Annotated in this window: 18 protein-coding genes and 1 tRNA gene; 12 read left to right on the forward strand and 7 right to left on the reverse strand. The window is 72.2% G+C overall.

Annotation, left to right across the window (positions count from 1 at the left end; genetic code table 11):
• The first annotated feature begins 5 nt into the window (after positions 1 to 5).
• The 3 genes from frr (at position 6) to WG209_RS05525 (ending at position 3,657) form a co-directional block, all read left to right on the forward strand.
• Positions 6 to 566 carry a ribosome recycling factor gene (gene frr / locus WG209_RS05515; RefSeq protein WP_337174013.1) on the forward strand — a complete coding sequence of 187 codons (561 nt, stop codon included), beginning with the start codon at positions 6 to 8 and terminating at the stop codon, positions 564 to 566.
• Between the two features lie 105 nt (positions 567 to 671).
• Positions 672 to 745 (forward strand) — tRNA-Val (locus WG209_RS05520).
• Between the two features lie 233 nt (positions 746 to 978).
• On the forward strand, positions 979 to 3,657 hold the full coding sequence (locus WG209_RS05525; protein ID WP_337174014.1) for a bifunctional YncE family protein/alkaline phosphatase family protein: 2,679 nt from the start codon (positions 979 to 981) through the stop codon (positions 3,655 to 3,657).
• Positions 3,658 to 3,816: 159 nt separating this feature from the next.
• On the opposite strand, the gene WG209_RS05530 is transcribed toward WG209_RS05525, so the two are convergent.
• Genes WG209_RS05530 through WG209_RS05540 form a run of 3 tightly spaced genes read right to left on the reverse strand, consistent with a single transcriptional unit; the run spans position 3,817 to position 8,383 of the window.
• Positions 3,817 to 4,587, reverse strand: a complete 771-nt coding sequence (locus tag WG209_RS05530; RefSeq protein WP_337174015.1) for an amidohydrolase family protein — start codon at positions 4,585 to 4,587, stop codon at positions 3,817 to 3,819.
• Positions 4,584 to 5,399 carry an amidohydrolase family protein gene (locus tag WG209_RS05535; protein ID WP_337174016.1) on the reverse strand — a complete coding sequence of 272 codons (816 nt, stop codon included), beginning with the start codon at positions 5,397 to 5,399 and terminating at the stop codon, positions 4,584 to 4,586. The genes WG209_RS05530 and WG209_RS05535 overlap by 4 nt, the downstream gene beginning before the upstream one ends.
• Positions 5,396 to 8,383 carry a PVC-type heme-binding CxxCH protein gene (locus tag WG209_RS05540; protein ID WP_337174017.1) on the reverse strand — a complete coding sequence of 996 codons (2,988 nt, stop codon included), beginning with the start codon at positions 8,381 to 8,383 and terminating at the stop codon, positions 5,396 to 5,398. The genes WG209_RS05535 and WG209_RS05540 overlap by 4 nt, the downstream gene beginning before the upstream one ends.
• A 200-nt stretch (positions 8,384 to 8,583) precedes the next feature.
• Between WG209_RS05540 and WG209_RS05545 the strand changes: the two genes are divergently transcribed.
• The 9 genes from WG209_RS05545 (at position 8,584) to WG209_RS05585 (ending at position 18,100) form a co-directional block, all read left to right on the forward strand.
• Positions 8,584 to 9,060: a hypothetical protein gene (locus tag WG209_RS05545; protein ID WP_337174018.1), complete on the forward strand. Its 477-nt coding sequence runs from the start codon at positions 8,584 to 8,586 to the stop codon at positions 9,058 to 9,060.
• Positions 9,015 to 11,693 (forward strand): ComEC/Rec2 family competence protein, encoded by a 2,679-nt coding sequence (locus WG209_RS05550; protein ID WP_337174019.1) that lies wholly within the window; start codon positions 9,015 to 9,017, stop codon positions 11,691 to 11,693. Before WG209_RS05545 ends, WG209_RS05550 begins: the two co-directional genes overlap by 46 nt.
• Before the next feature lie 16 nt (positions 11,694 to 11,709).
• Positions 11,710 to 12,585: an alpha/beta fold hydrolase gene (locus tag WG209_RS05555; RefSeq protein WP_337174020.1), complete on the forward strand. Its 876-nt coding sequence runs from the start codon at positions 11,710 to 11,712 to the stop codon at positions 12,583 to 12,585.
• A 58-nt stretch (positions 12,586 to 12,643) separates the two neighbouring features.
• Entirely contained in the window at positions 12,644 to 13,927 is a 1,284-nt protein-coding gene (locus tag WG209_RS05560; protein WP_337174021.1) for a nucleotide disphospho-sugar-binding domain-containing protein, read from the forward strand.
• Positions 13,928 to 13,962: 35 nt separating this feature from the next.
• The gene (rlmN, locus tag WG209_RS05565; RefSeq protein WP_337174022.1) at positions 13,963 to 15,075 is read left to right on the forward strand and encodes a 23S rRNA (adenine(2503)-C(2))-methyltransferase RlmN; all 1,113 of its coding nucleotides are present in this window, start codon (positions 13,963 to 13,965) and stop codon (positions 15,073 to 15,075) included.
• 40 nt (positions 15,076 to 15,115) lie between these two features.
• Positions 15,116 to 15,781: a sigma-70 family RNA polymerase sigma factor gene (locus WG209_RS05570; protein WP_337174023.1), complete on the forward strand. Its 666-nt coding sequence runs from the start codon at positions 15,116 to 15,118 to the stop codon at positions 15,779 to 15,781.
• A gap of 1 nt (position 15,782) precedes the next feature.
• Complete coding sequence (locus WG209_RS05575) at positions 15,783 to 16,535, forward strand: ComF family protein (RefSeq protein ID WP_337174024.1); 753 nt, start codon at positions 15,783 to 15,785, stop codon at positions 16,533 to 16,535.
• Positions 16,536 to 16,547: 12 nt separating this feature from the next.
• Positions 16,548 to 17,495: a hydroxymethylbilane synthase gene (gene hemC, locus WG209_RS05580; protein WP_337174025.1), complete on the forward strand. Its 948-nt coding sequence runs from the start codon at positions 16,548 to 16,550 to the stop codon at positions 17,493 to 17,495.
• Positions 17,496 to 17,677: 182 nt separating this feature from the next.
• Positions 17,678 to 18,100, forward strand: coding sequence for a hypothetical protein (locus tag WG209_RS05585; RefSeq protein WP_337174026.1), 423 nt, complete (start codon positions 17,678 to 17,680; stop codon positions 18,098 to 18,100).
• Positions 18,101 to 18,114: 14 nt separating this feature from the next.
• Here the strand turns inward: WG209_RS05585 and WG209_RS05590 are convergent, their stop codons facing one another.
• From WG209_RS05590 to gmk, 4 genes are all read right to left on the reverse strand, one after another.
• A complete protein-coding gene (locus WG209_RS05590) occupies positions 18,115 to 18,618 on the reverse strand; it encodes a DUF1648 domain-containing protein (protein WP_337174027.1) in 504 nt (167 codons plus the stop codon).
• A 19-nt stretch (positions 18,619 to 18,637) separates the two neighbouring features.
• On the reverse strand, positions 18,638 to 20,968 hold the full coding sequence (locus WG209_RS05595) for a DNA translocase FtsK 4TM domain-containing protein (RefSeq protein ID WP_337174028.1): 2,331 nt from the start codon (positions 20,966 to 20,968) through the stop codon (positions 18,638 to 18,640).
• A 165-nt stretch (positions 20,969 to 21,133) separates the two neighbouring features.
• Complete coding sequence (locus WG209_RS05600) at positions 21,134 to 21,403, reverse strand: DNA-directed RNA polymerase subunit omega (protein WP_337174029.1); 270 nt, start codon at positions 21,401 to 21,403, stop codon at positions 21,134 to 21,136.
• Complete coding sequence (gmk, locus tag WG209_RS05605; RefSeq protein WP_337174030.1) at positions 21,396 to 21,998, reverse strand: guanylate kinase; 603 nt, start codon at positions 21,996 to 21,998, stop codon at positions 21,396 to 21,398. Before gmk ends, WG209_RS05600 begins: the two co-directional genes overlap by 8 nt.
• Positions 21,999 to 22,009 lie beyond the last annotated feature (11 nt).

Genomic DNA, 22,009 nt, shown 5'->3' on the forward strand with positions numbered 1-22,009 from the left:
TCCCGATGAGCATCGAAGAGATCGCGCTGGAAGCCGAAGACCGGATGGAGAAGTCCGTCGCCCTGCTGGTCGACCAGTTCCGGGGCGTCCGCACCGGCCGCGCCAACGTGGGCCTCGTGGAGTCGGTCCGCGTCGATTACTACGGCTCCTCGACCCCGCTGAAGCAGCTTGCCAACCTGAGCACGCCCGAGCCCCAGCAGATCCTCATCCGCCCCTTCGACCCCTCCGTCGTCGGCGACATCGTCAAGGCGATCCAGGCCAGCAACCTCGGCCTGACCCCCAACTCCGACGGCAAGGCGGTCCGCCTGAACGTCCCGCCGCTGTCGCTGGAACAGCGCAAGAAGCTCGTCAGCCGGGTGAAGGACCTCGCCGAGGAGGCCCGCATCTCCATCCGCAACATCCGTCGCGACGCCAACAAGCAGGCCGATCAGGAGCAGACGGACAAGCTCCTCACCGAGGACGAGGCCGCCACCTGCAAGGAAGAGATCCAGGGCCTGACCAAGAAGTTCGAAGGCAAGGTCAACGACCTGGCCGAGAAGAAGTCCGACGAGATCCTCGAATCCTGACCACTCCCCCGGGGGGAGCGGAATTCCGGACTCCCCCCTTGATCCCGCCGCCTCGATCCCCTATAGTAAGTCTCCCCGGGGCGATGAGGCCCAGACCGAAAACCCGGGCGATTAGCTCAGTTGGCTAGAGCGCATGCTCGACACGCATGAGGTCACAGGTTCGAATCCTGTATCGCCCACTTTCAAGTCTTATTCACGACGGTCGGTCACACGCCGACTTCGCGGACATCCTGAAAGCCAACAAGGAAGGCCGGCTCCTCCATCGAGGGCCGGCCTTCCTTGCTTTCATGCGCGGGCGGATGCTCCCCGCTCGTCGGGCCCGCGCGTCCGGGATCGCATGCTTTCGGAGGGGTGACTGACCGGCTAGACTCCGGGCTGGCTCGTCGGAGAAGCCGCGTACCCGGAGAAAGTCATGAAGTTCGTTTGCGCCCTGTCCTGCTGGACGACCCTGGCCCTGGCGGCGATCGCCCAGGAGCCGACGGTCGAGTCGACCACGGATCTCGTGGGTCGATGGCGAGACGACGTCATCGTCACGCCCGTCAACCAGGTGTTGACCCCGTTCGGACGGCAGGTCGAGCTGCCGAGGATGCGTCCCCAGGCGATCGCGCTGTCGCCGGACGGGAAGCGGCTGCTCGTCACCGGGAAGACGAGCGAGGTGGTCGTCATCGACGTCGACGAGGCCAAGGTCGCGGGACAGGTCGCCCTGCCGGGAGAGGACCAGACGGAGCCGCCGGCGGCGGTCTCGCCCAACATCCTCCACCCCGACAAGAGCGGCCAGGTCAGCTACACCGGGCTGCTCTACTCGCACGACGGCAAGCGTGTCTACCTGAGCAACGTGAACGGCTCCATCAAGGTTTTCGCGGTCGGCGACGACGGAGCCGTGACGCCCTCGCACGTCCTCGCGCTGCCCAACGCCGACGCCCCGCGTCGCAAGGCGGAGATCCCCAGCGGCCTGGCGCTCTCGGCGGACGACTCGCGCCTGTACGTCTGCGGCAACCTCTCCAACAAGCTTTTGGAGCTGGACACCGCCGACGGCTCCGTCGTCCGCTCGTGGGACGTGGGCGTCGCGCCTTATGACGTGGTCCTGACGGGGGGCAAGGCGTTCGTGAGCAACTGGGGGGGGCGTCGCCCCGAGCCCGGCGACCTCACCGGGCCCGCAGGCCGGGGGACCGAGGCTCGCGTCGACCCCGTGCGGCACATCGCCAGCGAAGGGTCCGTCAGCGTCATCGACCTGGCCGCCGGCGCCGTGTCGACGGAGCTGGTGACGGGGCTTCACGCCTCCGCGCTGGCGGTGTCGCCCGACGGCAAGTACGTCGTCTGCGCCAACGCGGCGAGCGACACGCTCAGCCTGATCGACGTCGCGAACGAGGCCGTCGCGGAGACGGTGTGGGTGAAGGCGAAGCCGTCGGACCTGTTCGGCGCCTCGCCCAACGCGCTGGCGTTCGACGAGTCGGGCCGCCGGCTGTTCGTCGCCAACGGGACGCACAACGCCGTCGCGGTCATGAAGTTCGACCCGGAGGACAAGGGGGACACGAAGCTCCTGGGGCTCATCCCCGCCGGCTGGTTCCCGGGGGCCATCGCCTTCGACGCCGGCCGCAAGGCCCTGTGCGTCGCCAACATCAAGGGCCTGCCGACCTCCCCTCGCAAGCGCGACGACGGCACGGAAGGCTACAACTCGCACCACTATCAGGGATCGGTCTCGCTGATGCCGATCCCGTCCGACGACGACCTGGCGAAGCTCTCCGAGCTGGCCGCGCGCAACATGCGCCGAGGGGCGATCGAACAGGCCGCGCTGCCGGCCCGCGAGGGCCAGCCGCCGCGCGCGATCCCGGAGCGGATCGGCGAGCCCAGCAAGATCAAGCACGTCGTCTACGTCATCAAGGAGAACCGGACCTACGACCAGGTCCTCGGCGCGCATCCGCGAGGGCGGGGCCGGGCCGATCTGTGCATCTTCGGCCGCGAGATCACGCCGAACCAGCACAAGATGGTCGACGAGTTCATCCTCCTGGACAACACCTACTGCGCCGGCATCCTCAGCGCGGACGGGCACCAGTGGAGCACCACGGCGTTCTCCACCGACTACATGGAGAAGAGCTTCGCCGGCTTCCCCCGCAGCTACCCCGACGGAATGGGCGAGGACGACAAGGACGTTTTGGCCTACTCCCCGGCCGGGTTCCTCTGGGACAACGCCCTGGCCCACAACAAGACGATCCGCAACTACGGCGAGTTCATGGCCCCCAAGGTCCGCTGGCGCGACGAGTCCAGGAAGGGCTCCCCGGACTACCTCGCCTGCTATCGGACCTGGAAGGGCGAGTCCGACGAGGTGATCTTCGAGAGCGAGCCGTCCGTGGAGTCGATCCGGCCGATCTCCCCCACCGCGTACGTCGGCTGGGAGATGGCGGTCCCCGACCAGTATCGCGCCGACTTCATCATCCGCGAGCTGAAGGAGTTCGAGGAGAAAGGCGAGTTCCCCAACCTCGTGATCATCTGCCTGCCCAACGACCACACCAGCGGCACCAGCGTCGGCTCGCCCACGCCGGCCTCGTGCATGGCGGACAACGACCTGGCGTTCGGCCGGATCGTGGAGGCGCTGAGCCATTCCCGGTTCTGGCCCGAGATGGCGATCCTCGCGATCGAGGACGACCCCCAGGCCGGCTGGGACCACGTCAGCGGCTACCGCACCACGGCCTACTGCGTCAGCCCCTACGCCAAGCGCGGCGAGGTCGTGAGCACGCAGTACAACACCACGAGCATCATCAGGACCATCGAGCAGATCCTCGGCCTGCCGCCGATGAACCAGTTCGACGCCAGCGCCACGCCGATGTTCGACTGCTTCACCGATGAGGCGAACCTCGCGCCGTTCAAGTCGGTCGCCAACCTCGTCCCCCTGGACCAGATGAACCCCGACCCAAAGGCGATGCTCGACGACTCGCTCAAGCAGGACGCCCTGGTCTCCGCGACGCTCAACTTCCGCGAGGTCGATAAGGCCCCGGAGGACGTCCTCAACCGGATCCTCTGGCGCGCCATGAAGGGCACCGCCATCCCGTACCCCGAATGGGCCGCCGGCGTCGACGACGATGACGACGATTGATCGAGCGAGCCGTCGACGCGCCGGTTGAACGTCGATCGATGAGGTGAAAGGCCGGCCTGGGTCCCACCGTGCCGGCCTTTCTCGTCCCCTGTCTCTCCGGGCGGGCACTTTCGGACGACGCGGCGAACATCCTCCCCCCGCGACGCGCGTGGCGTCGGATCAGGGGATCCAGAGGAGGCCGCTGGCGTTCCCCGCGACGATGGCGTCGCGATCGGCCGGGGTTAGTTCGGATTCTTGGAGCTTCAGCGGGACGGCGTCCGGGCAGAAGAATGGCGCGTGGGAGCCGATCATGAGGCGGTCGGCGCCGAAGGCCGCCGCGAACCGCTCGATGCCGGCGACCCCCTCGATCATCGCCGTGTCGACCCATGCCCGTTTGGTCGCGAGCAGGTCGGCGACCGGGCCGGTCCGTGGGGGGATCGGCAGGTTCAGCAGGACCACGCGCAGGTCGGGCCGGGCCTCGACCAGGCCTGGCAGTGGGGAGAGGTCGACGGGGGGGACGCGAACCAGCGGGTGCTGGGTCCGGGCGTCTTCCATCGAGACGGCGATCTGGACCGGCATCGCCCGGCCGGCGGCCTCGTCGAGCAGGTCGACGAAACGCGGGTCGCCCAGCTTGTAGCCGTGGTAATTCGGGTGGAGGCGCAGGCCCGGCATCTCGTGCGTCTCGTGGCATCGTCGCACGTCGTCGCGCCAGTCGGAGAGGGTCGGGTCGACGGTCCCGAAGGGGAGGAACAGGCCGTCGCCGTGGGCGCGGCAGTCGGCGGCGAGCCGCTCGTTGGCCCCCGCCACGTCCCGGTGCAGGAGCGCGTCGAAGCTGCCGGCCCAGGCCCGGACGACGCCCAGGCCCCGGAGCGCGTCGGCCAGCGCCCGCGGATCGTCGAGCGGCAGGCGGCGGAACGGCCAGCGGGAGAGCGAGACGTTGACGTCGATCATGGCTCGAACGCGACCCCCTTCGCCCGGAGGATGGGCGCGAGCATCGCCCGGAGGTTCCCGCCGAGGATCCGGGACCGGTCCTCGTGAGAGAGCGCCGCGGATCGCACCTTGGCGAGCTGCGAGGCGAAGCTACGCCCCCCGGCGTCGCTGCCGAAGATGACTCGCGACGCCCCCAGCTCGCGGACGGCCATCTCCGTCAGCCCGGCGGTCGGGTCGGACCCCGCCAGGTCCACCGAGACGTTCGGCAGTCCCCGCACCGCGCGGATGCCACGCTCCCACTCGCCGCCGGTATGGCCGCAGATGATCGGCGTGTCGGGGTGTCGCCTCGCCAACTCGGCCAGGTCCTCGGGCAGGGACTCGCCCGGCAGGCTCCCCCCGGTTTTCGACCAGGTGTGCTGGAAGATCGCCCCCCGCAACTCCGCGGCGCGGGCGATGATCGGGTCGACCTGGGGATCGGAGCACCGCCGGGCGATCCAGAGCTTGATGCCGACCATCGGGCCGTCTCGGACGCAACGGTCGATCTCGCGGAGGCTGGCCTCGACGTGGTTCGGGCTGACGTAGGCGAAGCCCAGCGCCCGGTCTTCCCGCCCCGCGAGCGCCCGGAGCACCTGGTCGTTCTGGCGTCGCAGGTCGTCGGGCGTCGGGTCGGCGATGAACGGAAAGCCCATGAACACCACGACCCGCTCGATCCCCATGCGATCGGCCCGGCGGATCAGCTCGGCCATCAACTCCTCGGGGGTCGTCCCGGCGAGGCCGGCCAGATGGCAGTGGAGATCCCAGATGCGAATCCGGGGGGCCTGCTTGCTCCTCATTGCTGGACCCCCAGGATGAAGGCGATGAGGTCGGCCATCTCGCCCGGGTCGATCCGCTCCTCCAGGCCCTCGGGCATGAGCGACTTCCCGGTCCCGACGATGGCCTCGACGCCGGAGCGGGGCACGGTGTCTTCCTCGCCGCCGGATCGCCGGAGCGTCAGCGCCGAGGACGATTCCTCCGCGACCATCCCCGACAGCACTCGACCGTCGTCCATCGCGACGGTGTATTCCAGGAACTCGGGCGCGACCTCGCGGTTGGGGTCGACGATGTGCAGCAGGACCTCGTCGGGCGTCCGGCGCTGGACGGAGGCGAGGTTCGGGCCCACCGCCTTCCCCTGGTCGCCGAGGCGGTGGCACGACATGCACTCCCGCTCGAACACGCGGCCCCCGCGCGCCGAGTCGGCCGGGAGGTCCAGCGCGGGGCGGTATCGCTCGTAGGCGGCGGCCCGCGCGGCCGGCGCCGCGGCGGCGAGCAGGGCGTTGGCGCGATCCCGGATCTTCGCGTCGCGGTGGTCCAGGAGGAGGGCGCGGCGGGCCGGGGGGATCACCGACGCGGGGACGGCCCCGGCCTCCACGGCGTCCAGCAGCGCGACGGTCCATGACGGCCGCGACAGCAGCCGCGTCAGCGCCTCGGTCCGCACGGCAGGCGGAAGGGACGGCCACCGCGAGAGCAACGCCGGGGCGACGCCGTCGTCCGGGAACGTCGCGAGCGTCCGCGTGGCCCCGAGCTGGATCCGCTGGGGTTCGCCGGGCGTCAGGAGGGACGCCAGGACTTCCCCGGAGGCGGCGAATCCCGACTGCCCCAGCAGCGCGACGGCACGCTCGCGATCGGCCAGGTCGGCCTCGCCGTCGGCCGCCGTGCTGGTCGCGCGGGCCAGGGCCGAATCGAGCATGGCCCGGGCGGCGGGGTCGGTCGTCGCGGCGTCGCGGAAGGTCTTCCGGCCTCCCCGCGCCATCCCCTCGCCGAGCCCGAGCAGCACGGCGTCGAGCCGTCGCGCCTCCCCGCGGGCGACGGGGCCGGCGGCGAGCCGTTCGAGGAACCGCCCCGCTTCCGCGAGGTCGCCCGACGCCCCTACGAGGGTCGCCAGGTCGCGGAGCAGGACGTCCAGGCCGTCGGCGGCCGCCGGGTCGTCGGCGACGATCGCCTCGAACAGCGGGACGGCGGACTTGCCGGCCGAGCTGAGGACGGCCGTCCGGCGCCAGGGGTCGGCCGCGTCTCGTCGCGCCACGGATGCCAGCGCCGCGACGGCCCTCGGGTCGGACTCGGCGACCTCGCCGAGCGTGAACGCGACCTGGAATCGGACCCGGTCGCCCGGGTCGTCGGCCAGCGCGATCACGCGCTCGCGTAGCGTCGCGACGGCCCCGATCCGGGGCTCCGCCAGCGCCACGGCGTGCTCGCGGACGCCCGGCGAGTCGTCCCCCAGCGCGATTAGCAGGTCGTCGTCGGCCAGCGAGCCCAGGCCGTCGAGCGACCACAGGGCGTGCAGCCGGGCCAGCGGTTCGGCGGACTCGCGGAGCAGGGCCCGCAGCGGGGCGACGGCCGAGGGGTCCTGGCGCTCGTGAATCAGCCGATGAGCCGTGTCGCGATGCCAGGCGTTGCGGTGCGACAGCAACGCGACTAGCTCCGCCGTCGCGGCCGCGGAGAGCCTGGGGGCCGGTCGGGGTTGGAAGTCGGGGGGGGCCAGCCGATAGATCCGGCCGCGGTCCTCGCCGGCGCGGAGATCGAGCGTCGCCTTGATGTCGTCGGGGATCGACCAGGGGTGTTCGATCGTCTCGCGGTACATGTCCAGGACGTGGAGCGTGCCGTCGGGGGCGTGGACGAAGTTGACGGGGCGGAACCAGGTGTCGGTGGACGCGACGATCTCGCCCCCCTCGTCGGCGCGACGGCCCCGGAAGGTGACGCCGTCGGGCTCGACCGCCTGGCGGTGGATCAGGTTGTTGGCGACCTCGCAGACGAAGATCTGGCCGCGCGTCTCCGGAGGGTAGGCGTCGCCGCGGTAGACGGTCACGCCGCTGGACGAGGTGACGATGCCCGAGCCGATCAGCTCGCTGCGGGGGAGCACCTTGCCGTTGGCGGCCCAGCGGCGGGCCCGGAACTCGCGCCATGGCTCGGGGGGGCTGATCCGGAAGACCGGTATGGCGTCCCCGGCGAGGGCGACGTCGTGCAGGACGCGAGGGGCGGCGAGCCGCGGGTTCCGCGCCAGGTATCGGGCGGGGAGGACGACGTGCTCGGCCGGGTTGCGGATGTCGCAGAGGAAGCGGTTGCCCCAGTCGTCGAACGTGTTGCCGAACCTCGCCCCGCCGGAGACCGCCTCGAACTCGCGGGTGGTCGGGTCGAACCGGAAGTCGCGCCGGGGGATCGGCACGCCCGGCGCGTCGGGGCGGTCGGCGCGGCGGATCTCGCCGCCGTTGCTCGACCCCGCGCCGTAAATCTTGTGGTCCAGACCCCAGACGAGGTTGTTCATCACGGCCTGGACGTTGAGCTTGCGGAAGCCCTCGAAGACCCTCTCGCGGATCTCGGCCCGGCCGTCGCCGTCGGCGTCCTTGATGTACCAGACGTCCGGGGTCGCGGCGACGAAGACGCCCCCCTTCCAGATCGCGAGCCCGGTTGGCCATGAGAGGCGATCGGCGACGATGGTCGCGGCGTCGAACCGGCCGTCGCCGTCGCGGTCTTCCAGGAGCTTGAGCCGGCCGAGGGGCGGGTCGAGCGTGTTCTCCTTGAAGGGGACGTCGTTCTCGGCCTCGACGTGGGGATAGTCGGACATCTCCACGACGTACAGCCGGCCGTCCTCGTCGTAGGCCGCCGCGACCGGGTCGAGCACGAGCGGCTCGGCGGCGATCAGCTCCATCCGCAGGCCCAGGCGCGTCCGGAACGTCGCCGGGGCCTCGGCGGCCCCGGTCGGCGGCGTGCGGGGGAACGTCGGCGGGTCGGCCGCCGCCTGGAAGGCCGCGGCGGCGACGAGCAGGGGGACGATCGGCGTCATGATGGGGTCGCTCCGGAGCGAGGGCGTCGGCCTATGGCGCGGGGTCGAGGATAGCGGGGCGGCGGCGCGATTCCCAGGCGCCGCCCGCTCCGTCGGGCCGGGCCGGGCGGCGCGTCCCTTGCGTCGGGGGTCCGGATGGTGTGGAATCGAGGGCGTGTAGGCACGCCTTCCCGCGAATCCTACCATGAAGGAGTTGACTCATGAGACGCTTTCCGTTCCTGGCCCTCGGGCTCGCCTCGATGATCCTGGCCTCGTCGGCGGCCGTGGCGGGCGACGACGCCAAGGCCCGCGAGATCGCCGAGAAGGTGACCACCGAGGGGGCCGCGATCTTCGACACGCTCGACGCCCGCGCCATGGCCGCGACCTATGATGAGAAGGGGGTGATCGTCGCGTATCAGAAGGAGAATGGCGCGATCGTCCGGGAGACCCACGAGGGTCGCGAGAAGGTCGAGGCCGCCTACGCCAAGATTTTCGAGAACCCCGAGACGATCAAGTCGCGGAACACGGTCGACCACGCCCGGCTGCTCGCGCCCGACCTCCTCTCGATCGACGGCACGTTCGAGATGAACACGCTGAAGCCCGGCTCGCCCAGGATCGCGTTCCATCAGGTCCGTCTCAACAAGGGCGGGAAGTGGCTCGTCCTGACCATGGAAATCTCGCTGGTCAAGCTGGACTGACGCCCGCGGCGGCCCGGCCGACGCCCGATCGGCGGCCGGATCGCTCGCCGCGATGGCCCGTCGCGCCGCTGGCCCCCGTGCTGGCGGCGCTCTGCCTCGGCACCGTCGCCGACCGCGCCATCGGCGGGCCGCCGACCGTCGCGTGGGGGCTCGCGGCCCTCGCGCTGGCGGGGGCCTCCGTGCTGGCCTTCGGCCGCCCTCGCCTCGCGTTCGCCTTGCTGACGGCGGCCATCGTCGCCGCGGGGGGCGGTTATCACCACTTCCGATGGTTCGACCTCGCCGGCGACGACCTGGCGGCCGTCGCCGGCGACCAGCCCGAGCCGGCGTGGGTCCGGGGGCACGTCGAGGAGGTGATCGGCCTCCGCGCGCGAGAGGGCCGGGCGCCGGGGCAGCCGCCGCGGACGCGGACCCGATTCATCCTCCGGATCGAGGGGATCTTCGACGGCTCGGCGTTCGTGCCGTGCTCCGGCCGGGCCGACGTCTCCGTGCAGGGGGACCGGACCGACCTGGCGGCCGGCGAGCCGGTGCGGGCGGCCGGGCGCCTCTCGCGCGTCGCCGGCCCGCTGAACCCCGGCGAGTTCGACCGCCGCGCGTTCCTCCAGGCGCAGGGGATCCGCCTGGCGATGGCCGTCGACGAGCCATCGGGCGTGACGGCCGACCCCGACGGCGCGTGGTCGGGCGGCGTGGGGTGGCTGGGGGCGATCCGCGCCTGGAGCCGCGACCGCCTGATCGACGGCCTCGATCCCCGCGCGGCGCCGCTGGCGACGGCCCTGGTGCTGGGGCGTCGCGACGACATCGACCCGGAGGTCGTCGACGCCTTCGCTCGGACGGGGACCACGCACCTCCTCGCGGTCTCGGGGTTGCAGCTCCAGGTTATGGCCTGGGCCGTCGGGATGGGCCTGGTGGTCGTCGGCGTGCCGAGGCGGCTCCGCTACATCCTGGTGGCCTCGGCCGCGATCGGGTACGCAATGCTGGTGGGATGTTCCCCCTCGGTGTCACGGTCGATGGTGATGACCGTCGCGTTCTGCGCCGCGCTGTTCGCGAGCCGGGCGACCGGCCCGGCCGACGCCCTGGCGCTCGCGGGGGTGCTGAGCATCGTGGTCAATCCGTCGGCGGTATTCGACGTGGGCTGCCAGCTTTCGTTCCTGGCGGTGGGCGCGCTCTTCTGGCTGATGCCGATGGCGGGGAAGCTCGGCGAGGCGTTGCGGCTGCGAGTCCTCGGGCCGCCCGACCCGCTCGACGAGTTGGAGGCGTGGCATCACGCGATCGGGAGCCGCATGGCGCGCTGGGCGGGTCGGCAGGCGGCGCGGCTGGCGGCGGCGTCGGCGATCGTCTGGGCCGTGGCGGCGCCGCTGTCGGCGTCGCGGTTCCACGTCGTCTCGCCGATGGGGATCCTGCTGAACATCCCGCTGGTGCCGATGACCTCGATGGCCCTGCTGGCCGGCGCGTTCAAGCTGACGATGGCCGCGCTGGCCGCGCTGGCGGCCGGGCTCTCCTATCCCGCGGCATGGCTGGCCGGGCCGCTGGCGCTGGCGCTCGGGCTGACGGAGAGGACGGCCGGCGTCCTGGAGCGATCGGCCGGGGCGGCGTGCGGGGGGCTGCTGCGGGGCGTCGAGGTCGTCACGACCCGGGGGGCGGCGATCCCCTGGGGGACGTGGTACGCGCCGGGGCCGCCGCCGACGTCGGTCGCCGCGTTCTACCTCCTTCTCCCGGCGGCGGTCTACCTGATGCACGCCGGCCCCAGGCGCGATCGACCTTCGCCCGCCTGGCGATGGGGCCGGCGCGTCGCCTGGGGCCTGGCCCTCGGCTGGTGCGTCCCGGGCTGGTGGCTGACGGGGCCGAGGAAGCCGGCCGACCTGGAGGCCGACGTCCTGGCGGTCGGCCACGGCCTGGCCGTCGTGGTCGCGACGCCCGAGGGGAGGGCGTTCCTCTACGACTGCGGCCGGATGGACGACCCCGGCGTGGGGCGTCGGATCGTGGCGCCGGCGCTCTGGTCGCGCGGGCTCTCGCGGATCGACGCCGTCTACCTGAGCCACGCCGACAACGACCACTACAACGGCCTACCCGACATCCTCGACCGCTTCGAGGTCGGCGAGGTCGTGGTCACCGAGGGCTTCCTCGGCGACGACAACCCGGCGGCGGACTCGCTCATGCGGACGCTCCGGGGGCGCGGAGTTCCCGTGCGCGAGGCGGTCGCGCCGTCGTCGCGGCCGTCGGGGTCGACGCGGGTCGAGGTGATCCACCCGCCGGCCGGCTGGGAGTCGGCGTCGGACAACGCCCGGAGCCTGGTGCTGGACGTCTCCCGGCGCGGCCGTCGGCTCCTGCTGACCGGCGACCTGGAGCAGGTTGGCCTGGCGGAGTTGCTGTCGAAGCCCGAGCCGGGCCGGCCGATCGACGTGCTCCTCGCCCCGCACCACGGCGCCCGAGCGGCGAACCCGCCCCGGCTGTTCGAGTGGGCGCGGCCGCGCGTGGTCATCGCCAGCCAGAGGCCGCCGACGGCGGGCGTGGTCGACGCGTTGACGCCCCTGGAGGCCGGGGATATCGTGCTCTTTCGGACGTGGCGGTCGGGCGCGGTCCTGCTGCGATGGTCGCCCGACGGGGTCGAGGCGCGCGGGTATCTGGGCTCGCGATGACGGAAGGGCGGCCGGGATGACCTGGATGATCGCCGCGGCGGGGTTCGGGGCCGGGCTGATCGCGGCGCTCTTGCTGGCGGTCGTGGAGTTCGGCGCCTGGGCCCTCGTGTCCCCTCGAAGGCCCGCCGACCCCGGCGCGTACGGGCCGGGCGAGCCGATCCGCGCCCTCGCGGCCGACGGCGTGGCGCTCGCCGGCCGCTGGATCGCCGCCGATCGCCCGACGGGTCGCGTCGTCGTCCTCGTCCACGGCTTCGGCGACGGCCCCGCCGCGATGATCCTCGATCGCGCGCCCGCCATCCTGGCGCGAGGATGGAACGTCGCGGCGATCGACCTCCGCGGCTACGGCGCCAGCGAGGGCGTCCATTCGACCTTCGGGGCGCGCGAGGCCGACGACCTGCGGGCCTGGCTCGACGTCCTCGCCGGCCTCGTCCCCCCGGGCGAACCCTTCGCGCCCGTGATCTGGGGGCGATCGATGGGGGCGGCGATCGCCCTCCGCGCCGCGGTGGATGACCGCCGCGTCCGGGGGCTCGTCCTGGAGGCTCCGATGGTCGACCTGCGATCGTCGGTCGCGACCGTGATGCGTCGCAAGCGACTGCCGATGTCCCGGGCGCTGTCGTCCGTCGTGGTTCGTCGCGCCGGGAGGATCGCCGGCGCGGAGCTGGCGCGCCCCGGCATGCTCGAACTGGCGCCGCGCTTCGACCGCCCCGCGATCGTCGTCCACGGCAGCGACGACGACCTGATCCCGACGCCCCTCGCCCGCGACCTGGCCGAGACCTTCCCCTCGCCGGCCACGTTCCTGGAAGTCCCCGGCGCGAAGCACGTCGACGTCGCCCGCGTCGGCGGGGCGGCCATGCTGGACGAGGCGCTGCGATGTCTGGAAGCGGCGACGTGATCGACGGACGAACGTCCCTCGGCTCGATATCCCCAACCGGAAAGGCCAGGCCTCATCCATGGCTCGCATCGGCTTCGTGGGCATCCCCGTCCCGGGTCACTTCTATCCGTCCTCGGCGCTGGCGCGGAAGCTCATGTCGCGCGGGCATGAGGTCGTCTACTTCGAGCTCCCCGATTTCGAGCAAAGGGTTCGCGGGGCCGGGCTGGACTACCGGCCGATCGGGCGGGCCGCCTACCCGCCGGGCTCGTTGCGCGAGCTGGACGAGCGGCTCGGGCGTCTCAAGGGGAGGGAGGCGCTCCGCTTCACGATCGAGCGCATGGCGCGGACCGCGGTGATGATCCTGGACGAGGTCCCCGCCGCCGCCCGCGAGGCGAGGATCGACGCCCTGGTGATCGACCAATGCCAGGTCGCGGGGAGCACGCTGGCGGAGCGCCTGGGCGTGCCCTACGTCAGCACCGCGGCGGCGCTCCCGATCAACCTGGACCCGAGCGTCCCCCCGTTCCAGTTCGCCTGGCGCCACGGGCGGGGAGCGGCGTCGCGGCTGCGGAATCGCTTGGGGAACTGGCTAATCGGTCGGGTGATCAGGCCGGTGGTGACCGCCGTGGACCAGCGGAGGCGCGAGTGGGGCATGGCCCCGCTGGAGTGGGAGACGGCGTTGTCGCGACTGGCCCAGGTCTCGCAGCTCCCGGCCGCGCTGGAACTGCCCGGGCGGGTCGTGCCGCCGAGCTTCCACCACACCGGCCCCTGGACCGACCCCGAGGCCCGCGCCCCCGTCGACTTCCCCTGGGATCGCCTGAATGGTCGGCTGCTGGCCTACGTATCCATGGGGACGCTCCAGAACCAGGTGGGTACGACCTTCCGGACGATCGCCGCGGCGTGCGACGGCATGGGGCTGCAACTGGCGATCTCGCTCGGGGGGGGAGGGGACCCGAAGGCGCTCGGCGACCTCCCCGGCGACCCGATCGTCGTCGGCTTCGCCCCGCAACTCGACCTGATCCGCCGCTCCACGCTCACGATCTCCCACGGCGGCCTGAACACGACGCTGGAGTCGCTGACCTGCGGCGTCCCGACGGTCGTCCTGCCGGTGACGAACGACCAGCCGGGCGTGGGCGTCCGGGTCGAGGCCGCCGGCGTGGGTCGCTCCATCCCCGTCTCCCGCGCCACCGTCCCGCGCGTCCGCGAGGCCGTCCGCGCCGTGCTCGACGATCCATCCTATCGGGGACGCGCCGAGGCGATGCGGTCCCACATCGCCGGGGCCGACGGCCTGAACCGCGCGGCCGACGCGATCCTCGGCGCGTTCGGATTCGCGACTTGGCCGGCGGGCGAGCGGGTCCTACAATGAAGGCGTTCATACATCGAGCAGAATGAGGGCCGGCCGTGACGCGGGGCGGGGAACGAATCGAGGCCGAGACAAATCCGAAGCGCCCCCTGTTCGGGGCGACGGCCGACGAGCTGCGCGCGTGGGTCGCGGCCGTCGGGCACAAGCCGTATCGCGTGAAGCAGATCCACCAGTGGGCGTTCCACCGTCGGCCGAAGTCGTTCGCCGACATGACCGACCTGCCGCTGGACCTGCGGGAGAAGCTCGACGCCGAGTGGACCCTGTTCGCGACCGACCTGGCCTACCGCGGCGTCGCCGACGACGGCACCGACAAGCTGCTGCTCCGCTGCCGAGACGGCCGCAACATCGAGTGCGTCCTGATGGCCGACGGCACCCGCCGGACCGTCTGCGTCAGCACCCAGGTCGGGTGCGGCATGGGCTGCGTCTTCTGCGCCAGCGGGCTCAAGGGGGTCGAGCGGAGCCTGACCGCCGCCGAGATCTTCGACCAGGTGTTGCAGTCGCAGCAACTCCTGCCGCCGGGCGAGTCGGTCACCCACATCGTCGTGATGGGGATGGGGGAGAGCCTGGCGAACCTGGACAATCTGCTCGTCGCGCTCGACCGCGTCTGCTCGCCCCATGACGGCCTGGGGATGAGCCAGCGCCGGGTGACGATCTCCACCGTCGGCCTGCCGGAGAAGATCCGCAAGCTCGCCGGGGAGGACCGGCAGTATCACCTGGCCGTCTCGCTCCACGCGCCGACGGAGGAGCTTCGCGACGAGCTGGTCCCGGTCAACGAGAAGATCGGCCTGACGGCCGTGCTGGAGGCCGCCGACGACTACTTCCGGATCACCGGGCGGCAGGTGACGTATGAGTACGTCATGCTGGGCGGCGTCAACGACCGTCCCCAGGACGCCGCGGCGCTGGGGCGGCTCTTGAGGGGGCGCAAGGCGCACGTCAACCTGATCCCGTACAACGCCGTGGCCGGCCTGCCGTTCGTCCGCCCCGAGCCGGACGACGTGCGCCGGTTCACGGAGCGGGTGCGTGGCCTCGGCGTCGCCGTGACGGTCCGCCGCACCAGGGGCCGGTCGATCGACGCGGCGTGCGGGCAGCTCCGCCGCCGCTACGAGTCGGCCGCCGGGCCGCCGACGGTCGCGATCGGCGCCCCCTCGTGACGACGATCGGGCTCGACTTCCGACGCCGAGAGGAGCGACCGTGAGCCGAGGCGAACTCGACGTGCTGGGGCGCCAGCTTGAGGCCCGCGACCCGGACGTCCGGCTGATGATCCAGATCCGCGACGACGTCCCCGGCGCGTTCGAGGCGATGGTCTCGCGGTATCAGGACCGGCTCGTCGGCGTGCTGTCCCACGTCGTCGGCAACCTGGAGGAGGCCGAGGATCTGTCGCAGGACGTGTTCCTCCGGGTCTACAAGGCGCGCAAGGGGTACCGGCCCCGGGCCAAGTTCTCGACCTGGCTGTTCACGATCGCCAACAATCTGGCGATGAACCACGTCCGCGACAAGGGGCGGAAGCCGGCCGCGTCGGCGGGGTCGACGGGCGGTGACGGCTCGCGGGGGGAGTCGCCCGTCCTGGCCGTCCCCGGGCGCGAGGAGACCGCCTCGGCCCAGATGCGGCAGGTGGAGCTATCCGAGGTCGTCCGCGAGGCGGTCGCGGTGCTGGGGGAGGACCAGAAGATGGCCGTCCTCCTGAGCAAGTTCGAGGAGATGAGCTACGCGGAGATCGGCCAGGTGATGAACCGCTCGCCGGCCGCGGTGAAGTCGCTGCTGGCCCGTGCCCGCAACGAGTTGCGCGAGCGGCTGGAGCCCTACCTGGAGATGGACGAGGCCGCGCCGAGTTCGAAGCCCCGCGCGGCCGGGGGTTGAGATGGCCTCGGCCTGGCGCGCGGTCGGCGAGGCCGTCTGCGACCTCGTCTTCCCCTGGCGTTGCACGCTCTGCCAGGCCGCCGGCCCCGCCGTCCGCGGGCCGTTCTGCGACCCCTGCCGCGCGGACCTGCTGTCGGAGGCCGTCGCCTATCGGGCCTCGTCCTGCCCCCGTTGCGCCCTGCCGGTCGGCCCGTACGCGGACCTCTCCGGGGGGTGCTCGGAGTGTCGCGGCAAGTCGCTGGGGTTCGACGCGGCCGTCGCGCTCGGGCCGCACCGCGACGACGGCGCGCCGTGGCGAGACTTCGTCCTGAAGCTCAAGGACGAGCGCGGCGCGTTCCTGGCGCCGGCGCTGGGCTCGCTCTGGGGGGAGGCCCGGCGCGAGGATTTCGAGGCGCTCCCGCCCGACGCCCTCGTCGCGCCGGTCCCGCAGCACTGGTTCCGGCGGCTGCGTCGGCGGTACAATCAGGCGGACGTGCTGGCCCGCGCCCTGGCCGCGGTCCTGCGGCGCGAGGCGCGCGACGTCTTGCGTCGGGTGAAGTACACCCCCCACCTCGTCGGCCGGACCCGACAGGACCGCGACGCCGTGATGCGAGGCGCTTTCGCCGCCCGGCGAGGGGCCGACCTGAAGGGCCGGACCGTCGTCCTCGTCGACGACGTGCTGACAACCGGCGCCACGCTGGGGTCGGCCGCCCGCGCCCTGAAGCGAGCCGGGGCGCGTGGGGTCATGGTCGTCGCCGTCTCCCGAGAATCGTAATCGAGCCACGCCATGACATCGCCCGACCTCCCGCGTTCGATCCGAGTCGGCACCCGCGGCAGCCGCCTCGCCCGCTGGCAAGCGGATTGGGTCGCCTCCGCCCTCCGCGAGCGGTCCCCCGGCCTCGCGGTCGAGCTCGTCGAGATCAAGACCCACGGCGACCGCGACCGCAACTCGCCGCTGGCGGCCATCGGCGGGACGGGTCTCTTCACCAAGGAGATCCAGCGCGCGCTCGTCGACGGGACGGTGGACGTGGCCGTCCACAGCCTGAAGGACCTGCCGACGAGCGGGCCGGACGGGCTGGCCCTCGCCGCCGTGCCGGGGCGCGAGGAAGTGGCCGACGCCCTGATCGCGCCCGAGCATCGCCGGCTTGACGCGCTCCCCGCCGGCGCGAGCGTCGGCACCGGATCGGTGCGCCGACGGGCGCAGATCCTCCACATGAGGCCCGACCTGGACGTCCGGGCCGTGCGCGGGAACGTCGAGACCCGGCTGAACATGGCCCTGGAAGGGAAGCTCGACGCAGTCCTCCTCGCCTGGGCGGGCCTCCATCGCCTGGGGCTGCACGCCCACGTCACGCAACGCCTGGAACCGCCGACGATGCTGCCGGCGGTGGGGCAGGGGGCGCTGGGGATCGAGTGCCGGGCCGACGACGCGCCGACGCGGGCGCTCCTGGCCCTGCTGGACGACCCGGCCGCCCACGCCGCCGTCGTCGCCGAGCGCCGGGCGCTGGCGGAGCTGGAAGGGGGCTGCATGATCCCGATGGCCGCCTGGGGACGGATGGGCGACGACGGCCGCCTGCTCCTCGACGCCTCGGTGTTCGCGCCCGACGGCCTCCGCGCCATCTCCGCCGCGCTCGACGGCGACCCGGCCGACCCTGACGACCTCGGCCGCCGCGTCGCCCAGGCACTCCGCGATCAGGGGGCCGACGCGATCCTCGACGCCTTCCGCGCGGGCCGCTGATCCGCCGCCGGCGCCTCGTCCGCGCGTGTTGTCAATCGCGAACGTTTCTTGGCTTCGTGTCGGCGGCGTGCAACTCTCGTCCTTGAAAAAATCTGTCGCCCGATCGATAATAGGCGAGTCCAACAGAGGATCGGCGGCGACCGTCCTCAATGCTTGGTCCTTACCGAGGAACGCCAAACATCATGACACGCCCGATCACGCTCGTCGGTGTCGCGCTGCTCGCCGCGTTCTGCTCCGGCGCCGCCGAGGCCCAGCAGACCGGAGGCCTCGGGGACCACTACGCGAAGGAAGCCAAGGCGCAGGTTTCGAGGGCCAAGAAGTACAAGACCGCCCCCAAGGGCCAGGGCTACATGTCCGCGCCTCGCTCGCGGAACAACTACGCCTCGGACGACGCCAGCGGTCGCCTGGACATGTCGGGGCGCGTCCCGCCGTCTTACTTCACGCTCCGCGATCAGTCGTCCCCCGTCTCCAGGCGAGGGTACATCCCCACCGCCCCGCGCCGCCCGGCCTCGTCGAAGAGCGCGTACCCCAGGGCGACCTATGCCCCCTCGGCGTCGGCCGACCGGCCGTCGACCCGGGATTACATCCCGCCGGCCCCGCGCTGAGCGACGCGAACGGGTCAGGATCGGTCCTCGACCCTCCAGGCCCTCGGGCCGAAGGCCCAGAAGACGCCCCCCAGGATCGCCAGGAAGGTCGCGACGAGCCCGAACGCCTCGGCCGTCGCGAGCCTCGGGGGTCGCGCAAGGTTCGCGCGCACCGTGAGCAGGTGTAGCGCGACGAACAGCCCGGTCGTCGCCGCGGCGATCCCCAGGCCGAGCGCGAACAGCCGGGCGTGCGCCTCGTCTCGCCGCTCCGGGGCGAGCCAGTAATCCCGCTCCGGGATGTTGATCAGCGATTCCGGCAGCTTGCGCGTCAGGTACAGCGGACCGGCGCACAGGATCGAGATCAGCGCGGCGGAAGAGAGCAGGTACGTCGCGTAGTCCGATCGCGAGGCCCAGCCGTCCGGCTGGCCGTCCGGGCCGAAGTGCGTGGCCACCCGATCCGGCAGCAGGCGGTGGGTCGCGGCGACGGACAGCGCCAGGGTGGCATGGGCCAGGATCAGGGCGGCGAGGGCCTTCTTCATCGCTCGCGACCTCCTCCCGTCAGGCCGCGGCCTCGTCGGAGGAGCCCGAGGCGTCGCCCGCCTCGCCGCCGTTCTTCATCGCCTCCCACTCCTCCCAGGTGAAGAGGACCTCGCGCGCCGAGCCGCTCTTGAACTCGCCGACGATGCCGTCCTCGGCCATGAAGTCGATGAGCCGCGAGGCCCGCCCGTAGCCGATCCCGAGCGCCCGCTGGAGCAGCGAGCAGGAGCCGCGGCCCTCGCGGACGACGACCTCGATCGCCGGCTCGTACAGATCGTCTCGCTCCTTGAGGGCGGCGCCCCGCTCCTTGCCGCCGGGGCCGCCGCCGGCCTTGAGCTGCATGATCTCGCGGCTGTACTCCGCGGGATACTGCGAGAGGTAGTCCGTCAGGCGGTTCAGCTCGGCGTCGGAGACGTACGTCCCCTGGGCGCGGACGAGCTGGGACGTCCCGGGGACGAGGAACAGCATGTCGCCGTTGCCCAGCAGCTTGTCGGCGCCCATCTCGTCCAGCACCACGCGCGAGTCGTTGCGGCTCGTCACCTGGAACGCGATCCGCGCGGGCATGTTGCCCTTGATCAGGCCGGTGATCACGTCGACGGTCGGCCGCTGGGTCGCCAGGATCAGGTGCATGCCGACGGCCCGCGACTTCTGCGCCAGCCGGACGATGTGCTGCTCGACCTCCTTGCCGGCGGTCATCATCAGGTCGGCCATCTCGTCGGCCACGATGACGATGTACGGCATGTAGGTCGGGATCCGCTTGGCCTCCTCCTCGTCCTCCGGTGCGATCCGGCGCATGATCTCGTCGGCCCCGAGCTGGTTGTACAGCGAGATGTGCCGCACGCCGGCCCGCGCCATGAAGCCGTACCGCTCGTCCATCTTGTCGCACGCCCACGACAGGATCGACTCGGCCTTCTTCATGTCGGTGACGACCGGCGTCATCAGGTGCGGGATCTTCTTGAACTGCGACAGCTCGACCATCTTCGGGTCGATCATGATCATCTTGACCTCGTCGGGCGAGCGGGTCATGAGGATCGAGGTGATCATGGCGTTCAGGCAGACCGACTTGCCCGTCCCCGTGCGGCCGGCGATGAGCAGGTGGGGCATGTCGGCCATGTCGAAGACCATCGGCGCCCCCTTCACGTCCTTGCCCAGGAACAGGGGGATGCGACACTTGTCGCGCGCGGCCTCGGTGTCGGCGATGACCTCGCTGATGCGCACCATGGTCCTGCGCTCGTTGGGGACCTCGATCCCCACGGTGCTCTTGCCGGGGATCGGCGCGACGATGCGGACCGTCGGCACGGCCAGGGCGATCGCCAGGTCGTCCGCCAGGCCGGCGACGCGCGAGACCCGCAGCCCGGCCTCCAGCTCGATCTCGAACTGGGTGATGACCGGGCCGGTGTCGATCTGGACCACTCGGACCTGGTAGCCGAAGTCCAGCAGCGTCCGCTCCAGCAGCATCGCCCGGGCGTGGATCTGGGCCTCGTGCTCCTGGACCGGCGCGGGGGAGGGGGCCTCCAGGATCTCGTACGGCGGGAGCTGGAACGGCGACGACGGGTCGACCATCGGGACCGGTTGCGACGGCCGGGCCACCGCCGGGGGCTGCGGCCCACGCGCCATCGGCGCGGCGGTCGCGGCGGGCGTCGGCCCGCGTTGGACCAGCGGGCCCGGCCGCGGGCCGATCTCGGCCACCCGCGCCAGCGCGGGCCGCGGCGCGACCTCGCCGGCCAGGGCGGGGGGGCCGGGCTGCCATTCGGCCAGAGCGGGGACACCGGCGATCGGGGCCGAACGGCCGCGCCGGAACAGCCCCGGCGCCAGGGCGGAAAGCTCCTGCGCCGGCAGCGAGATCAGGACCTCCTGACAGAGCGCGACCCCCAGGACGCCGGCGGCGCCGAGGATCAGCAGCATGCCCGCGAGCCCGAACTGGCCCTCCAGGGCGCAGGCGGCCATCGCGCCCGCGTAGCCCCCCGGCCCCACCGGCGCGCTCGGGCGGATCCCCGCGCCGAACTTGTCGACGAGGGCCGCGGCGACGATCAGGACGAGCAGCAGCCCGATCGCCGGGCCGACGCGGTCGGCCGGCCGTCGGCCCCGGGCGACCAGGAGGTTGAGCGCGGCCATCGCCGCGAGGCCCAGCCACGAGGCCCAGCCGAACGTGCGCTGGGCGGCCTCGGCCAGGCGGGCGCCGACCGGGCCGCAGGGGTTCGCGACCGGGACGATCGCCGCGTCCTCGGTCGTCCACCGGCCCCGGAGCGCGTCGCCGGGGTCGTAGCCCAGCAGGCTCAGGCCCAGGAAGAGATTGAGGACGAGGAAGGCGAGCGCGGGGGCCGATCGGAACAGTCGCTGTCGCAGGAGCATGATTCCCCCCGAACGCCCCCGCTCCCGTCGGTCGCTCGGCCGCGACCGGCGGCGCGGGTTCGCACCTGGTCGATGACGGAGTCGGCGTCCCCTGTCATCGGCCGGCGGGCCGCGCCGGCTTGGGAGGATTCGACCGCCCGGGTCGGCCCTCGGCCCCGGGGGCGCTCATTCGGCCGGCTGGGTAAGATCGACCGTCCCGCCGTCGAGGAAATCCTCGCTCGGCTCGTTGCTCTGGAGCTTGCCGGACATGTCCAGGTAGATCTTGTCCTGCATGATCTCCTGGATCACCATCGAAATTTTGTCCATGCCCCGGCCGTCGACCAGCGGGCGGGCCCCCTGGTTCAGGGCGATCATCCGCTTCTGGATCAGGGTGGACAGCTTGAACCGGCCGCCGACCTTGTTGACGATCTCTTCTTCCTTCAGCTCTTCAATCATCGCCGATGCCCTCCGCGCAGTTGTGTTCGGCCAGCGTCGCGATCAGGGCGTCGACGCAGGCCTCCAGATCGTCGTTCACTAGCTGGACGTCGTAACCTCGGGACGCCTCGATCTCGCGGCGGGCGTTGGCCAGCCTGCGGGCGACGGCGGCGTCGTCGTCGGTCCCCCGCTCGCGGAGCCGATGCTCCAGCACGTCGGGCGAGGGGGCCTGGATGAAGACGAGCAGCGCGTCGGGGACCTTCTCCCGGACCTGGAATCCCCCCTGCACGTCGATCACGAGGATCACGCAGAGCCCCGCCCCCAGCGCCTCGCGGACGGGGCCCGCGGGGGTGCCGTAGCGCGAGCCGTGGACCTCGGCCGACTCCAGGAGGTCGCCGCGCATCGCGTCGAACTCCTCCGGGCTTACGAAGAAGTAGTCGACGCCGGGGATCTCCCCCTCGCGGGGCGCGCGGGTGGTGGCCGAGATCGACCGCCGGACCTTGCCGCCGGCGCGGGCGATGAGGCGGTCGACCACCGTGCTCTTGCCGACGCCCGAGGCGCCGGACAGGACGACGAGCCGTCCCGGCAGGGTCGACCAGGCGGTCGTGGCTTCCAAGTCGGTCTCCG

Origin of the sequence: Paludisphaera sp. (genome assembly GCF_037189885.1) — a bacterium.
GTDB lineage: Bacteria > Planctomycetota > Planctomycetia > Isosphaerales > Isosphaeraceae > Paludisphaera.